The sequence below is a fragment of the Cellulomonas septica genome (assembly GCF_012396155.1).
In the GTDB taxonomy this organism is placed as follows: Bacteria; Actinomycetota; Actinomycetes; order Actinomycetales; family Cellulomonadaceae; genus Cellulomonas; species Cellulomonas septica.
Genome location: NZ_JAAXOY010000006.1, coordinates 1 through 20,597, shown reverse-complemented (window position 1 = coordinate 20,597; position 20,597 = coordinate 1). Strand labels below are relative to the sequence as shown.

General features: G+C 72.9%; 18 protein-coding genes and 1 pseudogene. 10 read left to right on the top strand and 9 right to left on the bottom strand.

Translation table 11 applies throughout. The features are described 5' to 3' along the window. The 5 genes and pseudogenes from HGA02_RS01195 to pknB form a co-directional block, all read left to right on the top strand. Positions 1 to 615: pseudogene (locus HGA02_RS01195) on the top strand (serine/threonine-protein phosphatase); the annotation flags it as partial. Between the two features lie 10 nt (positions 616 to 625). Continuing rightward, a complete protein-coding gene (locus tag HGA02_RS01190; protein ID WP_168676689.1) occupies positions 626 to 2,104 on the top strand; it encodes an FtsW/RodA/SpoVE family cell cycle protein in 1,479 nt (492 codons plus the stop codon). Then, the gene (locus HGA02_RS01185; protein ID WP_168676687.1) at positions 2,101 to 3,549 is read left to right on the top strand and encodes a penicillin-binding transpeptidase domain-containing protein; all 1,449 of its coding nucleotides are present in this window, start codon (positions 2,101 to 2,103) and stop codon (positions 3,547 to 3,549) included. The genes HGA02_RS01190 and HGA02_RS01185 overlap by 4 nt, the downstream gene beginning before the upstream one ends. Further along, positions 3,546 to 4,835 carry a serine/threonine-protein kinase gene (locus HGA02_RS01180; protein ID WP_168676685.1) on the top strand — a complete coding sequence of 430 codons (1,290 nt, stop codon included), beginning with the start codon at positions 3,546 to 3,548 and terminating at the stop codon, positions 4,833 to 4,835. The genes HGA02_RS01185 and HGA02_RS01180 overlap by 4 nt, the downstream gene beginning before the upstream one ends. Then, positions 4,835 to 6,841, top strand: coding sequence for a Stk1 family PASTA domain-containing Ser/Thr kinase (gene pknB / locus HGA02_RS01175; protein ID WP_168676683.1), 2,007 nt, complete (start codon positions 4,835 to 4,837; stop codon positions 6,839 to 6,841). The genes HGA02_RS01180 and pknB overlap by 1 nt, the downstream gene beginning before the upstream one ends. Before the next feature lie 124 nt (positions 6,842 to 6,965). Here the strand turns inward: pknB and HGA02_RS01170 are convergent, their stop codons facing one another. Genes HGA02_RS01170 through HGA02_RS01155 form a run of 4 tightly spaced genes read right to left on the bottom strand, consistent with a single transcriptional unit; the run spans position 6,966 to position 9,452 of the window. After that, positions 6,966 to 7,589, bottom strand: a complete 624-nt coding sequence (locus HGA02_RS01170) for an aminodeoxychorismate/anthranilate synthase component II (RefSeq protein WP_168676681.1) — start codon at positions 7,587 to 7,589, stop codon at positions 6,966 to 6,968. Between the two features lies 1 nt (position 7,590). After that, a complete protein-coding gene (locus HGA02_RS01165; protein ID WP_168676678.1) occupies positions 7,591 to 7,749 on the bottom strand; it encodes a hypothetical protein in 159 nt (52 codons plus the stop codon). 37 nt (positions 7,750 to 7,786) lie between these two features. Beyond that, complete coding sequence (locus HGA02_RS01160; protein WP_168676675.1) at positions 7,787 to 8,614, bottom strand: class E sortase; 828 nt, start codon at positions 8,612 to 8,614, stop codon at positions 7,787 to 7,789. After that, positions 8,607 to 9,452 (bottom strand): DUF881 domain-containing protein, encoded by an 846-nt coding sequence (locus HGA02_RS01155; RefSeq protein ID WP_168676673.1) that lies wholly within the window; start codon positions 9,450 to 9,452, stop codon positions 8,607 to 8,609. The genes HGA02_RS01160 and HGA02_RS01155 overlap by 8 nt, the downstream gene beginning before the upstream one ends. 179 nt (positions 9,453 to 9,631) lie before the next feature. On the opposite strand from HGA02_RS01155, the gene HGA02_RS01150 reads away from it, so the two are divergent. Next, the gene (locus HGA02_RS01150) at positions 9,632 to 9,880 is read left to right on the top strand and encodes a cell division protein CrgA (RefSeq protein WP_124342778.1); all 249 of its coding nucleotides are present in this window, start codon (positions 9,632 to 9,634) and stop codon (positions 9,878 to 9,880) included. Between the two features lie 347 nt (positions 9,881 to 10,227). On the opposite strand, the gene HGA02_RS01145 is transcribed toward HGA02_RS01150, so the two are convergent. Together HGA02_RS01145 and HGA02_RS01140 are read right to left on the bottom strand one after the other, a co-directional pair. Further along, positions 10,228 to 11,049, bottom strand: a complete 822-nt coding sequence (locus tag HGA02_RS01145) for a rhomboid family intramembrane serine protease (RefSeq protein ID WP_343035188.1) — start codon at positions 11,047 to 11,049, stop codon at positions 10,228 to 10,230. Between the two features lie 72 nt (positions 11,050 to 11,121). Next, positions 11,122 to 11,661: a peptidylprolyl isomerase gene (locus tag HGA02_RS01140; protein WP_162353521.1), complete on the bottom strand. Its 540-nt coding sequence runs from the start codon at positions 11,659 to 11,661 to the stop codon at positions 11,122 to 11,124. Positions 11,662 to 11,791: 130 nt separating this feature from the next. Here HGA02_RS01140 and HGA02_RS01135 point away from each other — a divergent pair, with 130 nt between their 5' ends. Beyond that, a complete protein-coding gene (locus HGA02_RS01135) occupies positions 11,792 to 12,796 on the top strand; it encodes a hypothetical protein (protein ID WP_246247264.1) in 1,005 nt (334 codons plus the stop codon). A 238-nt stretch (positions 12,797 to 13,034) separates the two neighbouring features. Further along, positions 13,035 to 16,199: a glycoside hydrolase family 9 protein gene (locus tag HGA02_RS01130; RefSeq protein WP_168676670.1), complete on the top strand. Its 3,165-nt coding sequence runs from the start codon at positions 13,035 to 13,037 to the stop codon at positions 16,197 to 16,199. 107 nt (positions 16,200 to 16,306) lie between these two features. Here the strand turns inward: HGA02_RS01130 and HGA02_RS01125 are convergent, their stop codons facing one another. Genes HGA02_RS01125 through HGA02_RS01115 form a run of 3 tightly spaced genes read right to left on the bottom strand, consistent with a single transcriptional unit; the run spans position 16,307 to position 18,905 of the window. Further along, positions 16,307 to 17,140: an ABC transporter permease gene (locus tag HGA02_RS01125; RefSeq protein ID WP_168676666.1), complete on the bottom strand. Its 834-nt coding sequence runs from the start codon at positions 17,138 to 17,140 to the stop codon at positions 16,307 to 16,309. Beyond that, complete coding sequence (locus HGA02_RS01120; RefSeq protein WP_168676661.1) at positions 17,137 to 17,985, bottom strand: ABC transporter permease; 849 nt, start codon at positions 17,983 to 17,985, stop codon at positions 17,137 to 17,139. Before HGA02_RS01120 ends, HGA02_RS01125 begins: the two co-directional genes overlap by 4 nt. Continuing rightward, positions 17,982 to 18,905, bottom strand: a complete 924-nt coding sequence (locus HGA02_RS01115; RefSeq protein ID WP_168676658.1) for an ATP-binding cassette domain-containing protein — start codon at positions 18,903 to 18,905, stop codon at positions 17,982 to 17,984. The genes HGA02_RS01120 and HGA02_RS01115 overlap by 4 nt, the downstream gene beginning before the upstream one ends. Before the next feature lie 164 nt (positions 18,906 to 19,069). On the opposite strand from HGA02_RS01115, the gene HGA02_RS01110 reads away from it, so the two are divergent. Then, positions 19,070 to 19,633 (top strand): hypothetical protein, encoded by a 564-nt coding sequence (locus tag HGA02_RS01110; RefSeq protein WP_168676654.1) that lies wholly within the window; start codon positions 19,070 to 19,072, stop codon positions 19,631 to 19,633. Between the two features lie 50 nt (positions 19,634 to 19,683). Then, the gene (locus tag HGA02_RS01105) at positions 19,684 to 20,364 is read left to right on the top strand and encodes a GNAT family N-acetyltransferase (RefSeq protein WP_168676651.1); all 681 of its coding nucleotides are present in this window, start codon (positions 19,684 to 19,686) and stop codon (positions 20,362 to 20,364) included. Positions 20,365 to 20,597: the final 233 nt, after the last annotated feature.

Below are 20,597 nucleotides of genomic sequence, written 5' to 3'. Positions count from 1 at the left end.
AACGAGCCGACGTCGGCCGCGGACGGCCCGGCGGCACGCGCGGCGTGGCTCGCGCAGTCGGCCGCGCGCCAGAAGAAGACGCAGGAACCCGCGGACGACGAGGACGACGACCCGGCCGACCTGCCCGCGGTCCCGGTGACGGTGACCGCCGTGGGCGACGAGGACGAGGACGAGGGCGAGCCCGTCGGGCGCCGCCGCGTCCGCCCGGGTCTCGTGTGGGCGTTCGCGGGTCTCCTGACGGCCGCGGTGCTGGTGCTCGGCTACCTGTGGACGCAGACGCAGTACTACGTCGCGGACTCCGACGGCGAGGTCGTCATCCTGCGCGGCCTGCCGCAGACGCTCGGCCCGGTCGCGCTGTCGACGGTCGTCGAGCGGTCGGGCACGTCGATGGACGACCTCGGCTCGGCCTACCTGCGCGGACGCGTCGAGCAGACGATCCACGCGACGTCCCTCGAGGACGCGCGCGACCTGGTCCGGATGCTCGAGCAGGATGCCGAGGAGCAGGCCGACGAGCCGACCCCGACGCCCACGCCGACGGCGACCCCGCTCCTGCCGGCGCCGCAGCCGACCACGGCTCCCGCGGTCGACCCGGCTGCCGGGGTGACCAGCCCGTGAGGTGGACGTGATGGCGACCGTGCAGCCGCACCAGGTGCGGGCGGGGCGCGGCGTCGAGCTCGGCCTGCTCGTGCTGGCGCTCGCGATCGCCGTGGCGGGCTACGCCCTCGTGGGCCTGGGCATCGACGGCAGCGTGCCGGCGGACGTCATCGGGTACGCGGCGGGCCTGACGGGTCTGGCGGTCGCGCTGCACCTGGTGCTGCGGTGGCGCGCGCCGTACGCGGACCCGGTGATCCTGCCGGTCGCGGTCGCGCTCAACGGCGTGGGCCTGGCGATGATCTACCGCATCGACATCGCGTACGAGGCGCGCGAGAAGGCCGCCGGGTTCGCGGAGCGACAGCTCGGCTGGACCGCGATCTCCGTGGTGCTGGCCGCGCTCGTGCTCGTGCTGCTGCGCGACCACCGGACGCTGCGCCGCTACACGTACACGGCGATGATCGTCGCGCTCGGGCTCGTGGTGCTCCCGCTGGTGCCCGGCATCGGGCAGTCGATCAACGGTGCGCAGATCTGGGTGCGCGTCGGCGGCGTCGGCATGCAGCCCGCGGAGTTCGCCAAGATCGCCCTGGCCGTGTTCTTCGCCGGCTACCTGGTGACGCACCGTGACACGCTCGCGCTCGCCGGTCCGAAGGTGCTGGGCCTGCAGCTCCCGCGACCGCGCGACCTCGGCCCGATCCTCATCGTCTGGGGCGTCTCGCTCGCGGTCCTCGTCCTGGAGCGCGACCTCGGCACGTCCCTGCTGCTCTTCGGCCTGTTCGTCGCGATGCTCTACATCGCGACCGAGCGACTCAGCTGGGTCGTCATCGGCCTCCTGCTGTTCGTGGGCGGCGCGCTCGTCGCGGCGACCGCGTTCCCGCACGTCGGGGCACGTTTCGACGCGTGGCTGCACCCGTTCGACCAGGAGATCTTCGACCGGTTCCCGGGCGGCTCCGGGCAGCTCGTGCGCGGCCTGTTCGGGCTCGCGAACGGCGGCCTGTTCGGCACGGGCTGGGGTTCGGGCCGGCCCGACCTGGTCCCGTACGCCGAGTCGGACTTCATCGTCGCGTCGCTCGGCGAGGAGCTCGGCCTCACGGGCCTGCTCGCGCTGCTGCTCTGCTACACGATCCTCACCGAGCGCGGCATGCGGACCGCGATCGGCGTGCGCGACGGGTTCGGCAAGCTGCTCGCGGGCGGCCTCGCGTTCGTCGTCGCGTTCCAGACGTTCGTCGTCGTCGGCGGCGTGACGCGCCTGATCCCGCTGACCGGCCTCACGACGCCGTTCCTCGCGTACGGCGGCTCGTCGCTCGTCGCGAACTGGGTGATCGTCGCGCTGCTCCTGCGCATCTCCGACGAGGCCCGCCGCCCCGCACCCGTCGTGCGCGCGGTCCTGACGCCCGAGGTCGGCACCCCGGTCGCGTCCGGAGCGCGCGCGAACGGCGCCGCGGGCGTCGCGGGCAGCGCCGGTCCGACGGGCGGCGACCAGCCGACCGAGCGGATCGAGGGGCTGTCGTGAACACTCCCCTGCGCCGGCTCGCCACCGTCGTCCTCGTGATGTTCGTCGTGCTCATGGGCGGCACGACGTGGGTGCAGTACGTCCAGGCGGACTCGCTCAACAACGACCCGCGCAACGTCCGCACGCTGTACCGCGAGTTCGGCAACGCGCGCGGCCCGATCGTCGTCGCGGGCGAGGCCGTCGCCTCGTCGGCTCCCGTCGACGACGCGTTCGGCTACCAGCGCTCGTACACGGGCGGCGACCTATGGTCCGCGGTCACCGGCTTCTACTCGGTGGTCAACGGCCGCACCGAGCTCGAGCTCGCGGCCAACGACGCGCTCACCGGCCGCGGCGACCAGCTGTTCTTCACGCGCGTGCGCGACGTGCTGACCGGCCGCCGACCCGAGGGGGCGGCGGTCGAGACGACGCTGCTCCCGGCCGCGCAGCAGGCGGCCCGCGACGGGCTCGGCGACCAGGAGGGCGCGGTCGTCGCGATCGAGCCGTCGACGGGCAAGATCCTCGCGCTCGTCTCGACGCCCGGCTTCGACCCGAACCTGCTCGCGACGCACGACACGAAGGCCGCGGGCGAGGCCTTCTCGGCGCTGTCGACGGCCGAGGGGAACCCGCTGCGGTCGAACGCGACCAAGGAGGTCTACCCGCCCGGGTCGACGTTCAAGCTGGTCACGGCCGCGGCGGCCCTCGAGAGCGGCTCGTACACGCCCCAGTCGCCGCTGCCCGCCCCGGTCGAGCTCGACCTGCCGCAGACCACCGCGACCGTCGGCAACTTCGGCGGCGGCGGGTGCGGCGCCGACCCCATCACGCTCGCGGACGCGCTGCGGGTCTCGTGCAACACGTCCTTCGCGCAGCTCGGCCTCGACCTCGGCGACGACGCGATCCGCACGCAGGCCGAGCGGTTCGGCTTCAACGAAGGGTTCACCATCCCCACGGTCGTCGTGCCCTCCGTCTTCCCCGACGACCTGGACGCGCCCGAGACGGCGGGTTCGGCGATCGGCCAGCGCGACGTCCGCGCGACGCCCATCCAGATGGCCATGGTGTCGGCCGCGATCGCCAACGAGGGCCGGCTCATGCAGCCCTACCTCGTCCAGACGGTGCGGTCGGCCGACCTGCACACCGTCGACGAGACCGAGCCGAAGCTGCTGTCGACCGCCGTGTCGCCCGGGACCGCCGCCGCGCTGCGCGACATGATGGTCGGCGTGGTCGCCGACGGGTCGGGCACCGCCGCGCAGATCCCGGGGGTGCAGGTCGCCGGGAAGACCGGCACGGCCCAGACCGGCGACGACCAGGCGCCGCACGCGTGGTTCACCGCGTTCGCGCCCGCCGACGCACCCCGCGTCGCCGTCGCGGTGATCGTCGAGCACGGCGGCAGCGCCGGCAACGAGGCGACCGGCGGCCGCGTCGCCGCGCCCATCGCGAAGGCCGTGATCCAGGCGGTGCTGGGCTCATGAGGACGGCGGCAGGCGTGGCCCTCGACGGCCGGTACCGGCTCATCAAGCCGATCGCGACCGGCGGCATGGGCGAGGTGTGGGAGGCGCACGACGACGCCCTCGCGCGCCCCGTCGCCGTCAAGGTCCTCAAGGAGGAGTTCGCGGGCGACCCGGGCTTCCTCGAGCGGTTCCGCACCGAGGCGCGCAACTCGGCGTCGCTGCACCACCCGTCGATCGCGCAGCTGTTCGACTACGGCGAGCAGGACGGCTCCGCGTTCCTCGTGATGGAGCTGGTCGTCGGCGAGCCGCTGTCCGACCTGCTCGAGCGTGAGCCGGTGCTGACCCCACGGCGGCTGCTGCCGATCCTCGCGCAGACCGCGCGCGCGCTGCACGCGGCCCACACGGCGGGTGTCGTGCACCGCGACGTCAAGCCCGGCAACATCCTGCTGGGCCGCGGCGGCCGCGTGAAGATCACCGACTTCGGCGTCTCGCTCGCGCAGAACCAGATCACGATGACGGCGACCGGCATGGTCATGGGCACCGCGCAGTACCTGTCGCCCGAGCAGGCCGTCGGCAAGGCCGCGACCCCGCTGTCCGACCTGTACTCGCTCGGTGTCGTCGCGTACGAGGCGCTCGTCGGGCACCGCCCGTTCACAGGCCCGACGGCGGTCGACATCGCGGTCGCGCACGTCAACAACGCGGTCCCGCCGCTGCCGTCGAGCGTCGACAAGCACCTCGCGGCGCTCGTCATGCGGTTGCTGTCGAAGGACCCGGCGCAGCGTCCGCAGTCGGGCGAGGAGCTCGCCGGGCTGTTCGACAAGCTGGTGCCCCGCACCCCGCCGAGCGGCGTGCCGGTGCTGGTCTCGAAGATCTCGCGCCCGGCCGACACGTTCGCCACCGCGGTGACGACGGCGCGCGGCGGGTCCGACGAGGCGCCGCCGACGTACCCGCCGCGCCGCACCCGTCGCGACGAGCCGCGCGCCCGCCTGTCGGGCACCCCGCGGCACGTGAACGTCGCCGCGCTGCGCACGAGCGGGCCGCGCCTGGGCCGCTTCTCGCGGTTCCGGTGGCCGCTGCTCGCGCTCGTGCTGCTCCTGGTCGCGCTGCTCGGCGCGGCCCTCGCCAACGGCCTGACCAGGGCCGCACCCCTCGACGGACCGCCCGGGGCCGTCGTCGCGCACAGCACGTCCCCACGCGACGACGGCAGTCAGTACCCTCGTCGCGGCAGTCCCGATGGGATGATCTCGGTGGACGGGCGCGGTGACGGTCCCGCGCGCCCGCTGACGACGGAAGTGAAGGACGCCTAGTGGTGGACGACGGATCCCGGATCCTCGCCGGACGGTACGAGGTCGGCGAGCTCATCGGGCGCGGTGGCATGGCCGAGGTGCACATCGGCCACGACACCCGGCTCGGCCGCACGGTCGCGATCAAGATCCTGCGCTCCGACCTCGCGCGCGACCCCTCCTTCCAGAACCGGTTCCGGCGCGAGGCGCAGGCCGCCGCGGCCCTGAACCACCCCGCGATCGTCGCGGTCTACGACACCGGCGAGGACGTCTTCACCGAGCCGACGGGCGTCGTCGCGCACGTGCCGTTCATCGTCATGGAGTACGTCGAGGGTCACACCGTCCGCGGCATCCTGCGCGACGGGCACGCGGTCCCGATCGAGGAGGCCGTCGAGATCACCGCGGGCGTGCTGTCCGCGCTCGAGTACTCGCACCACGCGGGCATCGTGCACCGCGACATCAAGCCCGCGAACGTCATGCTCACGCCCACGGGCGCGGTCAAGGTCATGGACTTCGGCATCGCTCGCGCGGTGGCGGACTCCGCCGCGACCATGACGCAGACGCAGGCCGTCATCGGCACCGCGCAGTACCTGTCGCCCGAGCAGGCGCGCGGCGAGCAGGTCGACGCCCGCTCCGACCTGTACTCGACGGGCTGCCTCCTGTTCGAGCTGCTCACGGGCCGGCCGCCGTTCACCGGCGACTCCCCCGTCGCGGTCGCCTACCAGCACGTCCGCGAGACGGCCCCCACGCCGTCGCAGTTCGCGTCCGACGTGCCCGAGGCCCTCGACCGGATCACCGCGAAGGCGCTCGCCAAGGAGCGCGACTCCCGCTACTCGACGGCCGCGGAGTTCCGCGCCGACCTCGAGGCCGTCCTGCGCGGCGGCGTGGTCAACGCGCCCGCGGTGGGCGTCATCGCCGCGGGCGCCGCCGTGGCCGCCGCCGACGCGACCCAGGTCATGGCGCCGCCCGCCGTGGCCGCGACGCAGGCGATGGCACCGACCTCCCCGTGGGCCCAGACGGGTCTCCAGCCGACGACGCCCGCGGGCCTCCCGGAGGAGCCCGAGGACGAGCGCCGCAAGCCGTGGCTCATGTGGGTCCTCATCGGCATCGCGGTCCTCGCGGTGGCGGGCATCATCGCGCTCCTCGTCGCCAACGCGCGCGACAACGCGCCCGAGGAGCTCACCGTCCCGAACGTCGTCGGCATGACACGTGACGAGGCGAAGGCGGCCATCGAGGACGCAGGTCTGCAGTTCACCCCCGCGGAGGCGCCGGACGACAACGTGCCGGAGGGTGAGGCCATCAAGTCCGACCCGGCGGCCGACACCCCCGTCGAGAAGCTCGACAACGTCACCGTCACGTTCTCGACCGGCCCCGCGACCACGACCGTCCCCACGGGCCTGGCCGGCATGACCGAGCAGGAGGCCGTCGCCGCGATCGAGGCCGCCGGCCTCACGGTCGACCCCAACCGCACCTCCGAGGACGACCCCAAGCAGCCCAAGGGCCGCGTGACGCGCACCCAGCCCGCCGAGGGCGAGTCGGTGTCGTCCGGCAGCCCGGTGCAGCTGTTCGTGTCGTCCGGCAACGTGCAGGTGCCCGACCTGGCCGGCAAGACGCGCGCCGAGGCCGAGCAGCTGCTCAACGACGCGTCCCTCAACGCGAACTCGCGCGAGCGGGAGACCAACGAGTACCCGCCCGACACCGTGATCACGCAGGACAAGCCCGCGGGCTCGCTCGTGCCGCAGGACACGACGATCAACATCGAGATCGCGATCGCCCCGGACAACCCGGTCGTGCCCGACAACCTCGTCGGGATGACCTACGACCAGGCCGTGCAGGCGCTGGCGCAGGCGGGCCTGACCAACGTGCGGCGCGTCGACGAGCAGTCGGAGTCGCCCGTCAACCAGGTCATCCGCGTCGAGCCCGACGGCGGGTCCGAGGTCGAGCCGGGGCAGCAGATCGACCTGCACGTCTCGAAGGGCACGGGCGGCGGCAACAACAACGGGCAGCAGACGCCCAAGCCGACGCCGTAGCGCTCCCAATCACGCGGAAGGCCCCGCTCGTCTCCGGACGGGCGGGGCCTTCGCTGTGCTGCGGGCTGTGCTGCGGGGCGAGCGCCGGCGTGGGTCGTGCCCCGCCTGCGGCGCGGCGCGGCCGTCAGAGGCGGACGAGCGGGTGCAGGCCCTCCGACCGGGCGACGGCCTCGTCGTCGCCGCAGACGGCCAGCCAGTTGGCCAGCAGCCGGTGCCCGCCCTCGGTGAGCACGGACTCGGGGTGGAACTGCACCCCGTGCAGCGGGAGCGTGCGGTGCTGCAGGCCCATGATGATGCCGTGCGTGGTCGCGGTGACCTCGAGGTCGTCGGACACGGTTCCGTCGACGACGGCCAGCGAGTGGTACCGGGTCGCGGTGAACGGCGTCGGCAGCCCGACGAGCACGCCGTCGCCGTGGTGCTCGACCTCGCTCGTCTTGCCGTGCATGAGCTCGGGCGCGTGCGTGACGGTCCCGCCGAACACCTCGCCGAGCGCCTGGTGGCCGAGGCACACGCCGAGCATGGGCGTGCCGGTCTCGGCGCAGTCGCGGATGACCTGCATGCTCTGGCCGGCCTCGGCGGGCGTGCCCGGGCCGGGGGACACGAGGACGCCGTCGAAGTCCTCGCGCTCGGACAGCGGCGGGACGGCGTCGTTGCGCACGACCACGGTCTCGGCGCCGAGCTGGTTGAGGTAGCCGACGATCGTGTAGACGAACGAGTCGTAGTTGTCGATCACCAGGATCCGGGTCACGTCACTCCCCCACGGTGGTCTCGTTGAACGGCATGAACGGCGCGACCGCCGGGAACACCCACAGGAAGCACGCGGCGAGCACGAGGAACGCGGCGACCGCCAGGATCAGCGCCCGGACGACGGACGGACCCGGCAGGTGCCGCCAGAGCCACCCGTACATCATCGGCCTCCTGTCACGTGGTGTCGCCGGGCGCCCATCATGCGGCCGGGAGGAGCTCGGCGGGGGTCCCGTCCGTCACGGGAGCCCAGTAGTCGAACGTGCCGTGCACGATGAACCGTTCCCGTGCGGAGAACATCGGGTGGCACGTCGTGAGGGTGATGAACCGCTCGGTGGGCGTGGCGCCCGGGTCGCCGGGCACGGGCGCGATGACGTCGACCTGCGACGGCATGACGATCTCCGTCGACGTGACGCGGTAGACGTACCAGGTGTCCGACGTGCGGACCACGATCGGGTCGCCCACCTGGAGCTCCGCGACCCGGTTGAACGGCTTCGCGTAGGTGGTGCGGTGGCCCGCGAGCGCGAAGTTGCCCACGCCCCCCGGCATCGCGGTGCCCTCGTAGTGCCCGACGCCGAGGACGTCGAGCACGGTGGCCCGGTCGGTGCCCTGGCTGACGGGACGCTCGGGCTCACCGACCCAGCGCGGGACCTGGATCGTCGCGAAGGTCGTCGCGTGCGGGGGCTCGGCCATGACGGGCGGGTCGTCCCGTCGCGGCTCGGCGACGAGCGGGCCGGGCTCCGTCGCGCTGGGCTCGGGGGTCGGCGCGACCTGCCAGTCGAGGTCGCGCACGATCTCGGCCTGCGCGCGGTTGCCCTCGACGTCGGTCCACCACAGCTGCCAGGCGAGGAACGCGAACAGCAGCACGCCGAGCGTGATGAGCACCTCGCCGACGACGCCGACGGCCGTGTAGGCGCGCTGCCGCGCGGGGCTCGCACCACGCCGGGGACGGCTGCTGCGCCGCGTGCGGACCGGCTGGTCGGAGGGCCCGTCGGGCGTCGCGGTCGCCGTGGCCGCGGGGTCAGTCATCGTCGCCCCCCGGGCCCAGCGGACCGGTCGTGCTGCGCGTCTGCGCGGTCGCGCGAGCCTCGTCCTTCGCGGCCTCCTGGGCGGCCTCGAGGCCGGGCAGGATCTCGACGCCGTCGGGGACGCGGGCGTACTCGAGCTCGGTCGCACCCGAGTAGGCGGGCATCTCCATCGTGTCGGACTGGTTCACGGACCAGCCGAGGCCGACGGCCTTGACGTCGCGCAGGTACAGCCCGACGGCGGGGGACGCGGCGAGGCCGTCGCGCAGGTCGGACGGGTCGCCGATGGCCTCGATGACGTACGGCGGCGAGTAGACGCGCCCGTGCAGCTTGAGCACGTTGCCGACGCACCAGAACGCGCTCGTGGAGATCACCCGCTGCCCCTGGAGCGTCATCGCCTCGGCGCCGCCCGCCCAGAGGGCGTTCATGACGTTCTGGATGTCCTGCTGGTGGACGAGCAGCACGTCCTGGTCGACGCCCTCGCGCGCGGGCGCGTCCTCGAGCTGCACCGTGATCCCGGGACCGGTGACGGGTGTGGCGCCGCCCTCGACGACGTAGCCCGCGCCGGGTTCCCCGGGCTGGGTGCTCGCGTCGGCGCTGCCGTCCTCGGCGAGCGTGTCCACCTCGGTCCGCAGGTCGTCGACCTCGGTCGACAACCGCGCGACGCGGTCGTTCTGCACGCTCGCGAGCCCCGCGAGGTCCTGCGGGTGCCGCTCCCCCTCGTTGGCCTGCGCGAACCGTGCGTTGGCCGCGAACAGCGCGCCCGAGAGGGCCAGCACGACGGCGACCGAGAGCGTCCCGCGCGCGAGGAGACGCCGCGCACGGTGGGAGTGCTCGGTCACGGTCGTCCTCTCGAGAGGGTCGGGCGCGGGGCTGCTGCCCACTACGCTAGGTCACGTTGCGTGGCGCCCGTGACGGTGCGTGACGTCCACGCCACATCGTTGTCGCACGGTGACACCCCGTCGCCGTCCGTTCGCGTGACGCCCCGCGTCACGTACCGCCGCTGGACAGGAGCCCGGACGTGCCTGAGTCGAGGTCGCGCAAGAAGGCCGCGTACATCCCGCCGCCCGAGAAGTCGGCCGGCCCCAAGCCGAACCCGCCGTGGTTCGTCCCCGTGATGCTCGGGCTGATGCTCGTCGGCCTCGTGTGGATCGTGATCACGTACCTGACGGGCTCGGACTACCCGATCCCCGGCATCGGCCAGTGGAACCTGGCGGTGGGCTTCACGCTCATCATCGCGGGCTTCGGGATGACGACGCGCTGGCGCTGACGACGCGCCGAGGACGGGACGGCGGGGTGGGTCGACGACGACCTGCCCCGCCGTCGTCGTTCCCGCGGCTCCGTGGTCGGGCACGCCTCGGCACGCTCGCCCCGAGGGCGTGTCAGACCCCTCTCGTAGCATCCTCACAGGCCGTCCTGACGAACGATTCGGGCCTGTCCTGACCGTCCCCAAGGTTGCTCACAGCTGTGGAACTACAGCCGTGTAGTTATGCACAGGGTTGTGCACCGCTGGGGACAGAGGAGGCGTTCGCCCAGGTCAACAGGCTGTGGACAGACCGATGGTCGTACACGGGTGACGCGCGCCACCTGGGGACGAGTCGGACGAGCCCGACCGGGTCAGACGAGCCCGACCGCGGAGTACGCGAGCCACGCGGCTCCCACCAGCACGGCCGCGACGACGACCGGCGCGAGGACCGCGACCTGCCGGCGGCGCGCCACGGGGGCGTAGGCGTAGGCGGCGCCGAGGGCCAGGCCCGTGAACAGGCCGCCCAGGTGCGCGGGCCACGAGATGCCGGACACCACGAAGCCGACGACGACGTTGAGCCCGATGACGACGAGGATGCCGCGCACGTCGCCGCCGAGCCGTCGCATCACGACGAGCACCGCCCCGAACAGGCCGAAGATCGCTCCGGACGCCCCGAGCACGCCCACGCCCCACGCGTCGAGCACGTCGGCGAGCAGCACGACGGCCACGGACCCGCCGAGCGCGCTCAGCAGGTAGAGGGTGACGAACCGCGCCCGACCGAGCGTCTGCTCGAGGTACGGGCCGATCATCCACAGCGCGAGCATGTTGACGGCGAGGTGCACGACGCCGCCGGGGGAGTGCAGGAACGCCGCGGAGAGGAACCGCCACGGCTCCGCCACGAGCGTCGCGACCGGCAGCCCGAACGCGTCGGGCAGCACGGGGACGAACAGCCACCGGGTGGTCCACCCGGGGACGACCTGCTGGAGCACGAAGCTCACGACGCACAGGCCGATGATCGTGAACGTGACGACGGGCCGGCCCTCGTGCCGGCGCCCGCCGAGCGGGGTCCGCACCGGGCGCGCGGTCCGCGACGCCTCCGCGACGCAGTCCACGCACTGCACGCCGACCGCGGCCTGGCGCTGGCAGTCCGGGCACACGGGACGGCCGCACCGCTGGCAGCGCACGTACGACACCCGCTCGGGGTGTCGCGGGCAGACCGGCGGTGCGGCCGCGTCCGGCGTGGGGTTCTCGGAGATGGGGACCGCTCAGTCCTCGATCGACACCGACTGCAGGACGATGTCCTGGACGGGACGGTCGCCGGGGCGCGTCGGCGCGGTGGCGATCGCGTCGACCACGGCGCGGCTCTCGTCGTCGGCGACCTTGCCGAAGATCGTGTGCTTGCCGTTGAGCCACGTCGTCGGTGCGACGGAGATGAAGAACTGCGAGCCGTTGGTGCCGCCGACCTTGCCCGTCGTCGGGTCCATGCGCTTGCCGGCGTTCGCCATCGCGAGCAGGTAGGGCTCGGAGAACGCGAGCTCGGGGTGGATCTCGTCGTCGAACGTGTAGCCCGGGCCGCCGCGGCCGGTGCCGAGCGGGTCGCCGCCCTGGATCATGAAGCCGTCGATCACGCGGTGGAAGACGAGGTTCGAGTACAGCGCGTCGGTGCGCTGCTCACCGGTCGCCGGGTCGGTCCACGGCTTCGTCCCGTTGGCCAGGCCGACGAAGTTCTCGACGGTGCGCGGCGCGTGGTTCGGGAACAGCTCGATCCGGATGTCACCGGCGGACGTGTGCAGGGTCGCGAACATGCCGACAGTCTCGCACGCAGGGCCCGCGGTGCGAGAGGCGGACGGGTGCTCGCTCGCCCCTCCGGACTGCATCCCAGCAGGTCCGGTGGCAGAGTGGGACTCCAGTGCCGCCGACCAGCGCGGATGGGTCATGCCCCACCCGCCCGCACAGCAGCCGGGAGTGACGATGGGCTTCAGCAAGAGCCGCACGACGATCGACGTGGACACGGAGCAGGTGAAGGAGCAGGCCGCCGAGCTGGCCGCCACGCTCGCCGACAAGGCGGCGCAGGCCAAGGTCGCGGCCGCGATCGGCGCGAAGGGTGCCGCCTCGAAGGCGTCCGACGCCGCGGTGCACGCGAAGGAGTGGACGACGCCACGCGTCGAGGCGTTCGTCGAGTGGCTCCTGCCGCGCGTCGAGCACGCCTACAAGGAGAGCCTCATCGCCGCGGCGCCGAAGGTCGAGCAGGCTGCCGCGAAGGCGTCGCCCGCGATCGACACCGCGCACGACAAGCTCGTCGACGACCTGCTGCCCCGCCTGGTCGCCGCGATGAACGAGGCCGCGGTCAAGGCCGGCGCCGCCGTCGAGAAGGCCGCGGACGTCTCGTCGGACACGAGCAAGAAGGCCGCGAAGCGCGCCGCCAAGGCGGCGGCCGCTGCTGCTGCCGCCGCGGCGGCAGCCGAGAAGGAGCGCAAGCACACGGGTGCGAAGGTGTTCTGGGTCGTCGCGGGCGTCGCGGCGGTCGGCGCCGCCGCGGTCGCGTGGAGCCGGTCGCGGTCGCAGGTCGACCCGTGGGCCGAGCCGTGGGAGCCGTCCGACTCGCTCGGGTCGTCGTCGCACGACTTCAAGTCCCGCGCGCAGGAGGCCCGCCACGACCTGACGGACAAGGTCGGCGACGCCGCGGACGCCGTGGGGGAGGCCGCCGGGGCGGCCGTCGCCAAGGGCCGTGACGCGACCCGCAAGGCCGCCGAGAAGGTCGCCGAGGCGCGCGAGGACCTGACGGAGAAGGTCACCGAGGCCAAGGACGGCGCGACGGAGGCCGCGAAGCGCGTGCGTCGCACCGCGCCGAAGACGGTCGACGCCGGTTCCGCCGAGCCTACCCCGGACCCCGTCGTCCACCCGACGACGGACGACCAGAAGGACACGCCCTCGGCCTGACCCGGGTCCCCGGCCACGAGCCGGGCTGCAGGTTCCCACGCCCTCCGCCGGCCTCGAGCCCGGGGGGCGTGGTGCTGCCCGGGCACCGGCGTCGTGCCAGGTCGGCGGCGCCGAATCGTTTAGGCCGTTGACCGGTACAGCGCCCGGTTTGGACGATGCGCCCCAGGCGCGTCGTGCCGGAGCGACAGCGGTCAGCACGGGACGCCGACCACCACTCCCGTGCCCGGAAGAGGACCCCATGCTCGGCCATGCCACGGCGCCACGCGCGCCCCGATCCCGCGGTCGCACCGCGACGGCGGGAGCCTCCGCCCTCGCCGTCGCCGCCGGACTGCTCGTCGCCCCGCTCGCGACCTCCGCGAGCGCCGCCCCCGCGTACAACTACGCCGAGGCGCTCCAGAAGTCGATGTTCTTCTACCAGGCGCAGCGCTCCGGCGACCTGCCCGACAACTTCCCCGTCTCCTGGCGCGGCGACTCCGGCCTCACCGACGGCGCCGACGTCGGCAAGGACCTCACCGGCGGCTGGTACGACGCCGGCGACCACGTGAAGTTCGGGCTGCCGATGGCGTTCAGCGCGACGATGCTCGCCTGGGGCGCGATCGACAGCCCCGGCGGGTACACGAAGTCCGGCCAGCTCGACGAGCTCAAGGACAACCTGCGCTTCGTCAACGACTACTTCGTCAAGGCGCACACCGCCCCCAACGAGCTGTACGTGCAGGTCGGCGACGGCGAGGCGGACCACAAGTGGTGGGGCCCGGCCGAGGTCATGACGATGGCGCGGCCGTCGCACAAGATCACCGCGTCCTGCCCCGGCTCCGACGTCGCCGCCGAGACGGCCGCGTCGCTCGCGTCCGCGTCGATCCTGTTCAAGGGCGACGACCCGACGTACGCCGCGACGCTGATCTCGCACGCGAAGCAGCTCTACTCCTTCGCCGACCAGTACCGCGGCAGCTACTCCGACTGCGTCACCGCCGCCTCCGCGTACTACAAGTCGTGGTCCGGCTACCAGGACGAGCTCGTCTGGGGCGCGTACTGGCTCTACAAGGCGACGGGTGACGCGTCGTACCTGAGCAAGGCGGAGACCGAGTACGACAAGCTCGGCACCGAGAACCAGAGCACCACCAAGTCCTACAAGTGGACCGTGGCGTGGGACAACAAGCAGTTCGGCATGTACGCGCTGCTCGCGATGGAGACCGGCAAGCAGAAGTACGTCGACGACGCGAACCGCTGGCTCGACTACTGGACGGTCGGCGTCAACGGCCAGAAGGTGCCGTACTCGCCCGGCGGCATGGCCGTCCTCGACTCCTGGGGTGCGCTGCGGTACGCCGCCAACACGTCGTTCGTCGCGCTCGTCTACTCCGACTGGCTCACCGACGCGACGCGCAAGGCGCGGTACCACGACTTCGGCGTGCGCCAGATCAACTACGCGCTCGGCGACAACCCGCGCAAGGCGTCGTACGTCGTCGGCTTCGGCGCCAACCCGCCGACCATGCCGCACCACCGCACCGCGCACGGGTCGTGGCTCGACTCGATCACCACGCCCGCCGCGTCGCGGCACGTGCTGTACGGCGCGCTCGTCGGCGGCCCCGGCTCGCCCAACGACGCGTACACCGACTCGCGGCAGGACTACGTCGCCAACGAGGTCGCGACGGACTACAACGCCGGGTTCACCAGCGCGCTCGCGCGACTCGTCGACGAGTACGGCGGCACCGCGCTCGCGTCGTTCCCGACGCGTGAGGCGCCCGACGGCGACGAGATCTTCGTCGAGGCCATGCTCAACCAGCCCCCGGGCACCACGTACACCGAGATCAAGGGCATGATCCGCAACCAGTCGGCGTTCCCGGCGCGGTCGCTCAAGAACGGCAAGATCCGGTACTGGTTCACCACCGACGGGTTCTCGGCGTCCGACGTCACGCTGTCGTCGAACTACAGCGAGTGCGGCGCGCAGTCCGGTCGCGGCGTCTCCGCCGGCGGCACGCTCGGCTACGTCGAGCTGTCGTGCGTCGGGCAGAACATCCACCCGGGCGGCCAGTCGCAGCACCGTCGGGAGATCCAGTTCCGGCTCACCGGTCCGACGGGCTGGAACGCGGCGAACGACCCGTCGTTCGCGGGGCTCGGCTCGACGGCGCTGGCGAAGACGGCGGCGATCACGCTCTACGACGGCTCGACGCTGATCTGGGGCAAGGAGCCGACCGGCACGACGACCGACACGACCGCTCCGACCGTCCCGGGCACCCCGGTCGCGTCGGGCATCACGACCGTCGGCGCGTCGCTGACCTGGGCGGCCTCCACCGACGCCGGGTCGGGTGTCGCGGGGTACGAGCTGTACCGCGTCCAGGGCTCGACGCAGACCCTGGTCGGGACCACCACCGCAGCGGCCTACCTCCTGCGTGACCTCACGCCGGGCACGTCGTACTCCTTCGTCGTCAAGGCGAAGGACGTCGCCGGCAACGTGTCCGCCGCGTCCGCCGCCGTGACGTTCACGACCGAGACGCAGGGCACGACCGAGCCGCCGACCACGCCGGGCACGCCCGTCGCGTCCGCGGTCACGTCGACCGGTGCGACCCTCACGTGGGCCGCGTCGACCGGCACCCCGGCCGTCGCCGGCTACGACGTGCTGCGCGTCCAGGGCACGACGACGACCGTCGTCGCGCAGACCACGGGCACCACGTACACGCTCGGCGGCCTGACGCCCAGCACCGCGTACACGTACGCCGTGCGGGCGAAGAACACGGCCGGCGACGTCTCCGCGGTGTCCGCCTCGGTGACGTTCACGACGACCGCACCGCCGGTCGACACCACCGCGCCGACCGTCCCGGGCACGCCGCTCGCGTCGAACATCGGCACGACGGGCGCCACGCTCACCTGGACCGCGTCGACCGACACGGGCGGCAGCGGCCTGGCCGGCTACGAGGTGCTGCGGGTCAGCGGGACGACGCAGACGCTGGTCGCGTCGCCCACCACCGCGTCGACGGTCCTCACCGGCCTGACGCCCGACACGGCGTACACGTACGTCGTCCGGGCCAAGGACGCCGCGGGCAACACCTCGGCGGCCTCCGCGGCGGTCACGTTCACGACGCTGCCGACCACGACGACCGCCTCGTGCAAGGTCGCGTACACGGCGAACTCGTGGAACACCGGCTTCACCGGCGCGGTGAAGATCACCAACACCGGCACGAAGCCCCTCACCTGGACCCTCGGGTTCGCCTTCCCCTCTGGCCAGCAGGTCACGCAGGGCTGGAGCGCCACGTGGTCGCAGACCGGGACGACGGTCACCGCGACGGGCGCATCGTGGAACGCCACGCTCCAGCCTGGTCAGAGCGTCGACATCGGGTTCAACGGCTCCCACACCGGGACCAACACGAGCCCGACGTCGTTCACCGTGAACGGTGAGGTCTGCGGCTGACCCGCTGACCTCAGGGCGACCGCCACGGTCGACGGGCCCCGGCGCACCTCGCGTGCACCGGGGCCCGTTCGTCGTCCGGCCGCCGGCCGACGGGCCGGCGAGACGCGTCAGTCGAGGAAGAGCGCGCGCAGGCGGGTCGTGGTGAACGCGACGCCCAGGACGACCATGCCGACGAAGTACGCGACGTGCCCCCACATGGTGGGGGAGAGCTCCCCGGTCGTCAGGCCGCGGACCAGCTCGACGCCGTGCCACAGCGGCAGGGCCTTGATGAACCACTGCACGGCCTCGGGGTAGACGGTCAGCGGGTAGAAGGTGGCCGAGAACAGGAACATCGGGAGCATCACGAAGTTGATCCAGTCCATCTGCTGGAAGGTCTTCATGTAGCTCGTGACGGCCATCCCGACGGACGCGAACCCGAACGCGACGAGCAGCAGCGCGGGCAGCGACAGGAACGCGGTCCACGCGAGGTTCAGGCCCATGACCTGCATGACCGTGAGGAACCCGAGCGCGTACACCCCGCCTCGGAGCAGCGCGTACGAGATCTCGCCGAGCGCCACGTCGAGCGGCCCGATCGACGTCGCGAGCATCGCGTCGTAGATCTTGCCGAAGTGCATCTTGAAGAAGACGTTCCACGTCGAGTCGTAGACGGCGCCGTTCATCGCGGACACCGCGAGCAGCGCGGGCGCGACGAACGCGGCGTACGAGATCGTCTCGCCGGACTCCATCGTGACGTCGCCGACGAACGTGCCGAGGCCGTAGCCCATCGCGAGCAGGTAGAACACGGGCTCGAAGAAGCCGGACAGCACGATGACCCAGTTGCCGGACCGGGTCGCGCGCAGCCCGCGCTCGACGACCGCGCCGGCGTTGCCGGCGTACAGGGCACGCACGCCGCCGCGGGAGCGCCGACGCGCCGCGGGACGGGTGGTGGCGGTCGTCGTCATCCCCGCAACCTCCGCGTGAAGATCCGGCCCGCGACGAGACCGCCGACACCGGCCATGACCAGCAGGATCGCGAGGTGCACGCCGACGGGCCACGAGCCGGGCGCGGACCCGTAGCTGAGCGACCGGCCGATCTCGGACGCGTGCCACACGGGCGAGATCCACCCGATCCACTGGAACGCGAGCGGCACCGAGTCGAGCGGGTAGAACGTGCCGGAGAACAGGAACATCGGCGTGAAGACGAACCGCTGGATGAGCGCGAACTGCCCGCGGTCGTCCTCGATCGACGCCGAGTAGGCCATGACCGGCAGGCCGAACGCGAGGCCGCCGAGGATGCCGACGAGCGGGATCGCGAGGCCGGACAGCGGGTCCCCGACCGCACCGAACGCGACCATGAGCGCGTAGTACACGACGACCGTGAACAGCATCCGGCCCGCGCACGCCACGACGACGCCCGTCGCGAGCTGCGGCGGCGACACCGGCGACGCGTTCGGCGCGTAGTACAGCCGCCGCCACTTGAACCCCGACATCACGGCGTAGGTGAACTCGTCCATCGCGACGCCGACGGCGGCGGTGACGAGCAGCGCGGGCGCCACGAACGTCACGTAGTCGATCGGCCCGTCAGGACCCTCGGCGACGGACACGTCGAGGAACGCGGCCAGGCCGAGCCCGATGCCGAGCAGGTAGAGCAGCGGCTGCCCGACGCCGCTCGCCACGATCGTCCAGCCGTACGCCTTCATGCTGCGCAGCTGCGCCTCGGCGACGTACCACCAGCCGAACCGGCGGGGCAGGACGCCGGCGTCGAGCGCGCGCCGGGCTGCGGGCGTCGGGGTGCTCGTCGTCGTCATTCGATGAGGCTCCGCCCCGTGAGGCGGAGGAACACGTCCTCCAGGCTGGACCGGCGGACCAGGCTCGTCGTCGGCTCGAGCCCCAGGGCGAGCACCTTCTCGACGACCGCCTCGCCGTCGTCGGCGTACAGCAGCACGCGGTCGGGCAGGACCTCGATGCGCTCGGTGACGCCGTCCATGCGCTCGGCGGCCTCGGCGTTGCGGCTCGACCCGAACCGCAGCTCGACGACCTCGCGCGTCGAGTACTCGCGGATCAGGTCGGCCGGGCTGCCCTCGGCCATGATCCGGCCGTGGTCGACGACGACCAGCCGGTCGCAGAGCTGCTCGGCCTCGTCCATGTAGTGCGTCGTGACGACGAGCGTCGTGCCCCGCTCCTTGAGCCGGAACAGCCGGTCCCACAGCACGTGCCGGGCCTGCGGGTCGAGGCCCGTGGTCGGCTCGTCGAGCATGAGGATGCGCGGCTCGTTGATGAGCGCGCGGGCGATCGTCAGGCGCCGCTTCATGCCGCCGGACAGGTTGTCGGTCTTGACCTTGGCCTTCTCGGTGAGCTGCGCGAACTCGAGCAGCTCGTCGGCACGCTCGGCGCACACGCGGCGGGGGAGGCCGAAGTAGCGGCCGTAGACCAGCAGGTTGTCGCGCACGGTCAGCTCGGTGTCGAGGTTGTCCTCCTGCGGCACGACCCCGAGCTGCGACCGGATCTCCGGCCCGTGCGTGTCGGGGTCGAGGTCGAGGACGTGCAGGTCGCCGCCGGACCGCGTCGACACCGCGCCGACCATGCGCATCGTCGTCGACTTGCCCGCGCCGTTCGGGCCGAGGAGCCCGAAGGACTCGCCCGACGCGACCTCGAAGTCGATGCCGGCGACGGCGGTGAGGTCGCCGAAGGTCTTGGTGAGGCCACGGGCGGCGATGACAGGTGTCACAGCGGACCAACCTAGACGTCCGGACCCACGCAGTCGACGGCAAACCTGACCGGTCGGTAACCGGATCGCGCGGGACGCGTCGGCTCGACGTCGTCCCAGGCCGCAGCGCCGTCGCGGGCCGGTGGTCCCGCAGGACGGCCGCGGCGGGGGAGTACGGTCCGCGCATGCTGCTCGCCGACCTGCAGGCCCGCGTCCGGATCGCGTTGACGAACACGCTCGTCGACCAGTGGACGCTGTTCGCGCCGTCGTCGGGGACCAGCCGGCCCAGCCCGCGGACGATCTCCTTCCACCTCGGCTGGGCGCTGCGCGGGACGGTCGAGGGCACGTGGGACGTCGACGCCGAGTACGACCGGTCGGGCATGGTGCTCGAGTCGTCGGTGCGACTCGACGAGGGCACGGCCCGCGCCCCGCACCTCATCGTCCACCGCCGCGGCCGCCTCGGCCCCGAGCACAACCTGCTGCTCGTCGAGCTCTCCGCCGACGCCGCCGACACCCCCGGCGCGCTCGACCTGGGCACCGCGCAGGCGATCCAGCGGCGGTTCGGGTACCGGTACGGCGTCCTGCTCGACCTGCGGCTCGCCGAGCACGGCACCACGGCACGCGTCGCCCCGCACTGGCGGTGGACGACGCTCGACGACGGCCCTGTCACCCCGCACGCCGAGCCCGTGTACGCCGACGACGTGCTCGCCGCGATCACCGACCGGGCCCGCGGCGGCGACGCGTGGTGACCGGCCGAAACGGGTTGCCGTCGGGCCGGCCGGCGGACACCCTGACGGGCATGACGGCCCCCTTCGTCGACCTCTGGCCCCTCGCCGGCGTCCGCGTCACCAGCGGTGACCTCGAGCTCCGCTACCTCGACGACGACCTGCTCGCCGACCTCGCCCGCCTCGCCGGCGACGGCGTCCACGGCCCCGACCTCATGCCGTTCTCCGTGCCGTGGACCCAGGGCACCCCCGCCGAGGTCGCTCGCAACGTCCTCACCTACCAGTGGGGCAACCGCGCGTCGTTCGGCGTCGACGACTGGCGCATCGAGCTCGGCGTCGTCCGCGACGGCGAGGTGCTCGGCATCCAGGGCGCCTACGCGAAGCACTTCCCCCTGCTGCGGACCGCCGAGACCGGCTCGTGGCTCGGCCTGCGCCACCAGGGCGCGGGCGTCGGCACCCGGATGCGGCTGATGATCCTGCACCTGCTGTTCGACGGCCTCGGCGCCGAACGCTGCACGACCGGCGCGTTCGCCGACAACGCGCGCTCGCTCGGCGTGACCCGTCGCCTCGGCTACGCCGAGAACGGCGACGACCCGATGGTGCGCGACGGCCAGGCGGCGCTGAACCGGCGCTTCGTCCTGACCCGCGCGCAGTGGGACGCGCGCCCGGAGGCCATGCGACCGCCAGTCACGCTCGTCGGCGTCGACGCGCTGCGCGCCGAGCTGCTCCCCGCACCCCCCGCGGACGGCGACTGACCCAGCCCTTTCGGGCAGCGACAGGTGCCCGATCGGCGGGCGGCACCCCGTTGCGAGGGCAGCGAGGCCGTCGGCACGCTGGACGCATCGTCCGGGCGTCGACGCGCGGAGCGACCAGGGAGGCCGGTCATGACGCAGAGCCGCGCCCACCGCCCGTCGGGCGGCCCGCTCGACCACGACGTCACCGGCACCTCCGCGCGTGGTTCCTCCGCGCGTGCCCGGGACCCGGGTGG

Bases quoted from the DNA above. Each gene is read 5' to 3' on its own strand.
- HGA02_RS01190 (WP_168676689.1), top strand. From the start codon at position 626: ATGGCGACCGTGCAGCCGCACCAGGTGCGGGCGGGGCGCGGCGTCGAG.
- HGA02_RS01180 (WP_168676685.1), top strand. From the start codon at position 3,546: ATGAGGACGGCGGCAGGCGTGGCCCTCGACGGCCGGTACCGGCTCATC.
- HGA02_RS01165 (WP_168676678.1), bottom strand. From the start codon at position 7,749: ATGTACGGGTGGCTCTGGCGGCACCTGCCGGGTCCGTCCGTCGTCCGG.
- HGA02_RS01160 (WP_168676675.1), bottom strand. From the start codon at position 8,614: ATGACTGACCCCGCGGCCACGGCGACCGCGACGCCCGACGGGCCCTCC.
- HGA02_RS01140 (WP_162353521.1), bottom strand. From the start codon at position 11,661: ATGTTCGCGACCCTGCACACGTCCGCCGGTGACATCCGGATCGAGCTG.
- HGA02_RS01135 (WP_246247264.1), top strand. From the start codon at position 11,792: ATGCCCCACCCGCCCGCACAGCAGCCGGGAGTGACGATGGGCTTCAGC.
- HGA02_RS01130 (WP_168676670.1), top strand. From the start codon at position 13,035: ATGCTCGGCCATGCCACGGCGCCACGCGCGCCCCGATCCCGCGGTCGC.
- HGA02_RS01125 (WP_168676666.1), bottom strand. From the start codon at position 17,140: ATGACGACGACCGCCACCACCCGTCCCGCGGCGCGTCGGCGCTCCCGC.
- HGA02_RS01120 (WP_168676661.1), bottom strand. From the start codon at position 17,985: ATGACGACGACGAGCACCCCGACGCCCGCAGCCCGGCGCGCGCTCGAC.
- HGA02_RS01110 (WP_168676654.1), top strand. From the start codon at position 19,070: ATGCTGCTCGCCGACCTGCAGGCCCGCGTCCGGATCGCGTTGACGAAC.
- HGA02_RS01105 (WP_168676651.1), top strand. From the start codon at position 19,684: ATGACGGCCCCCTTCGTCGACCTCTGGCCCCTCGCCGGCGTCCGCGTC.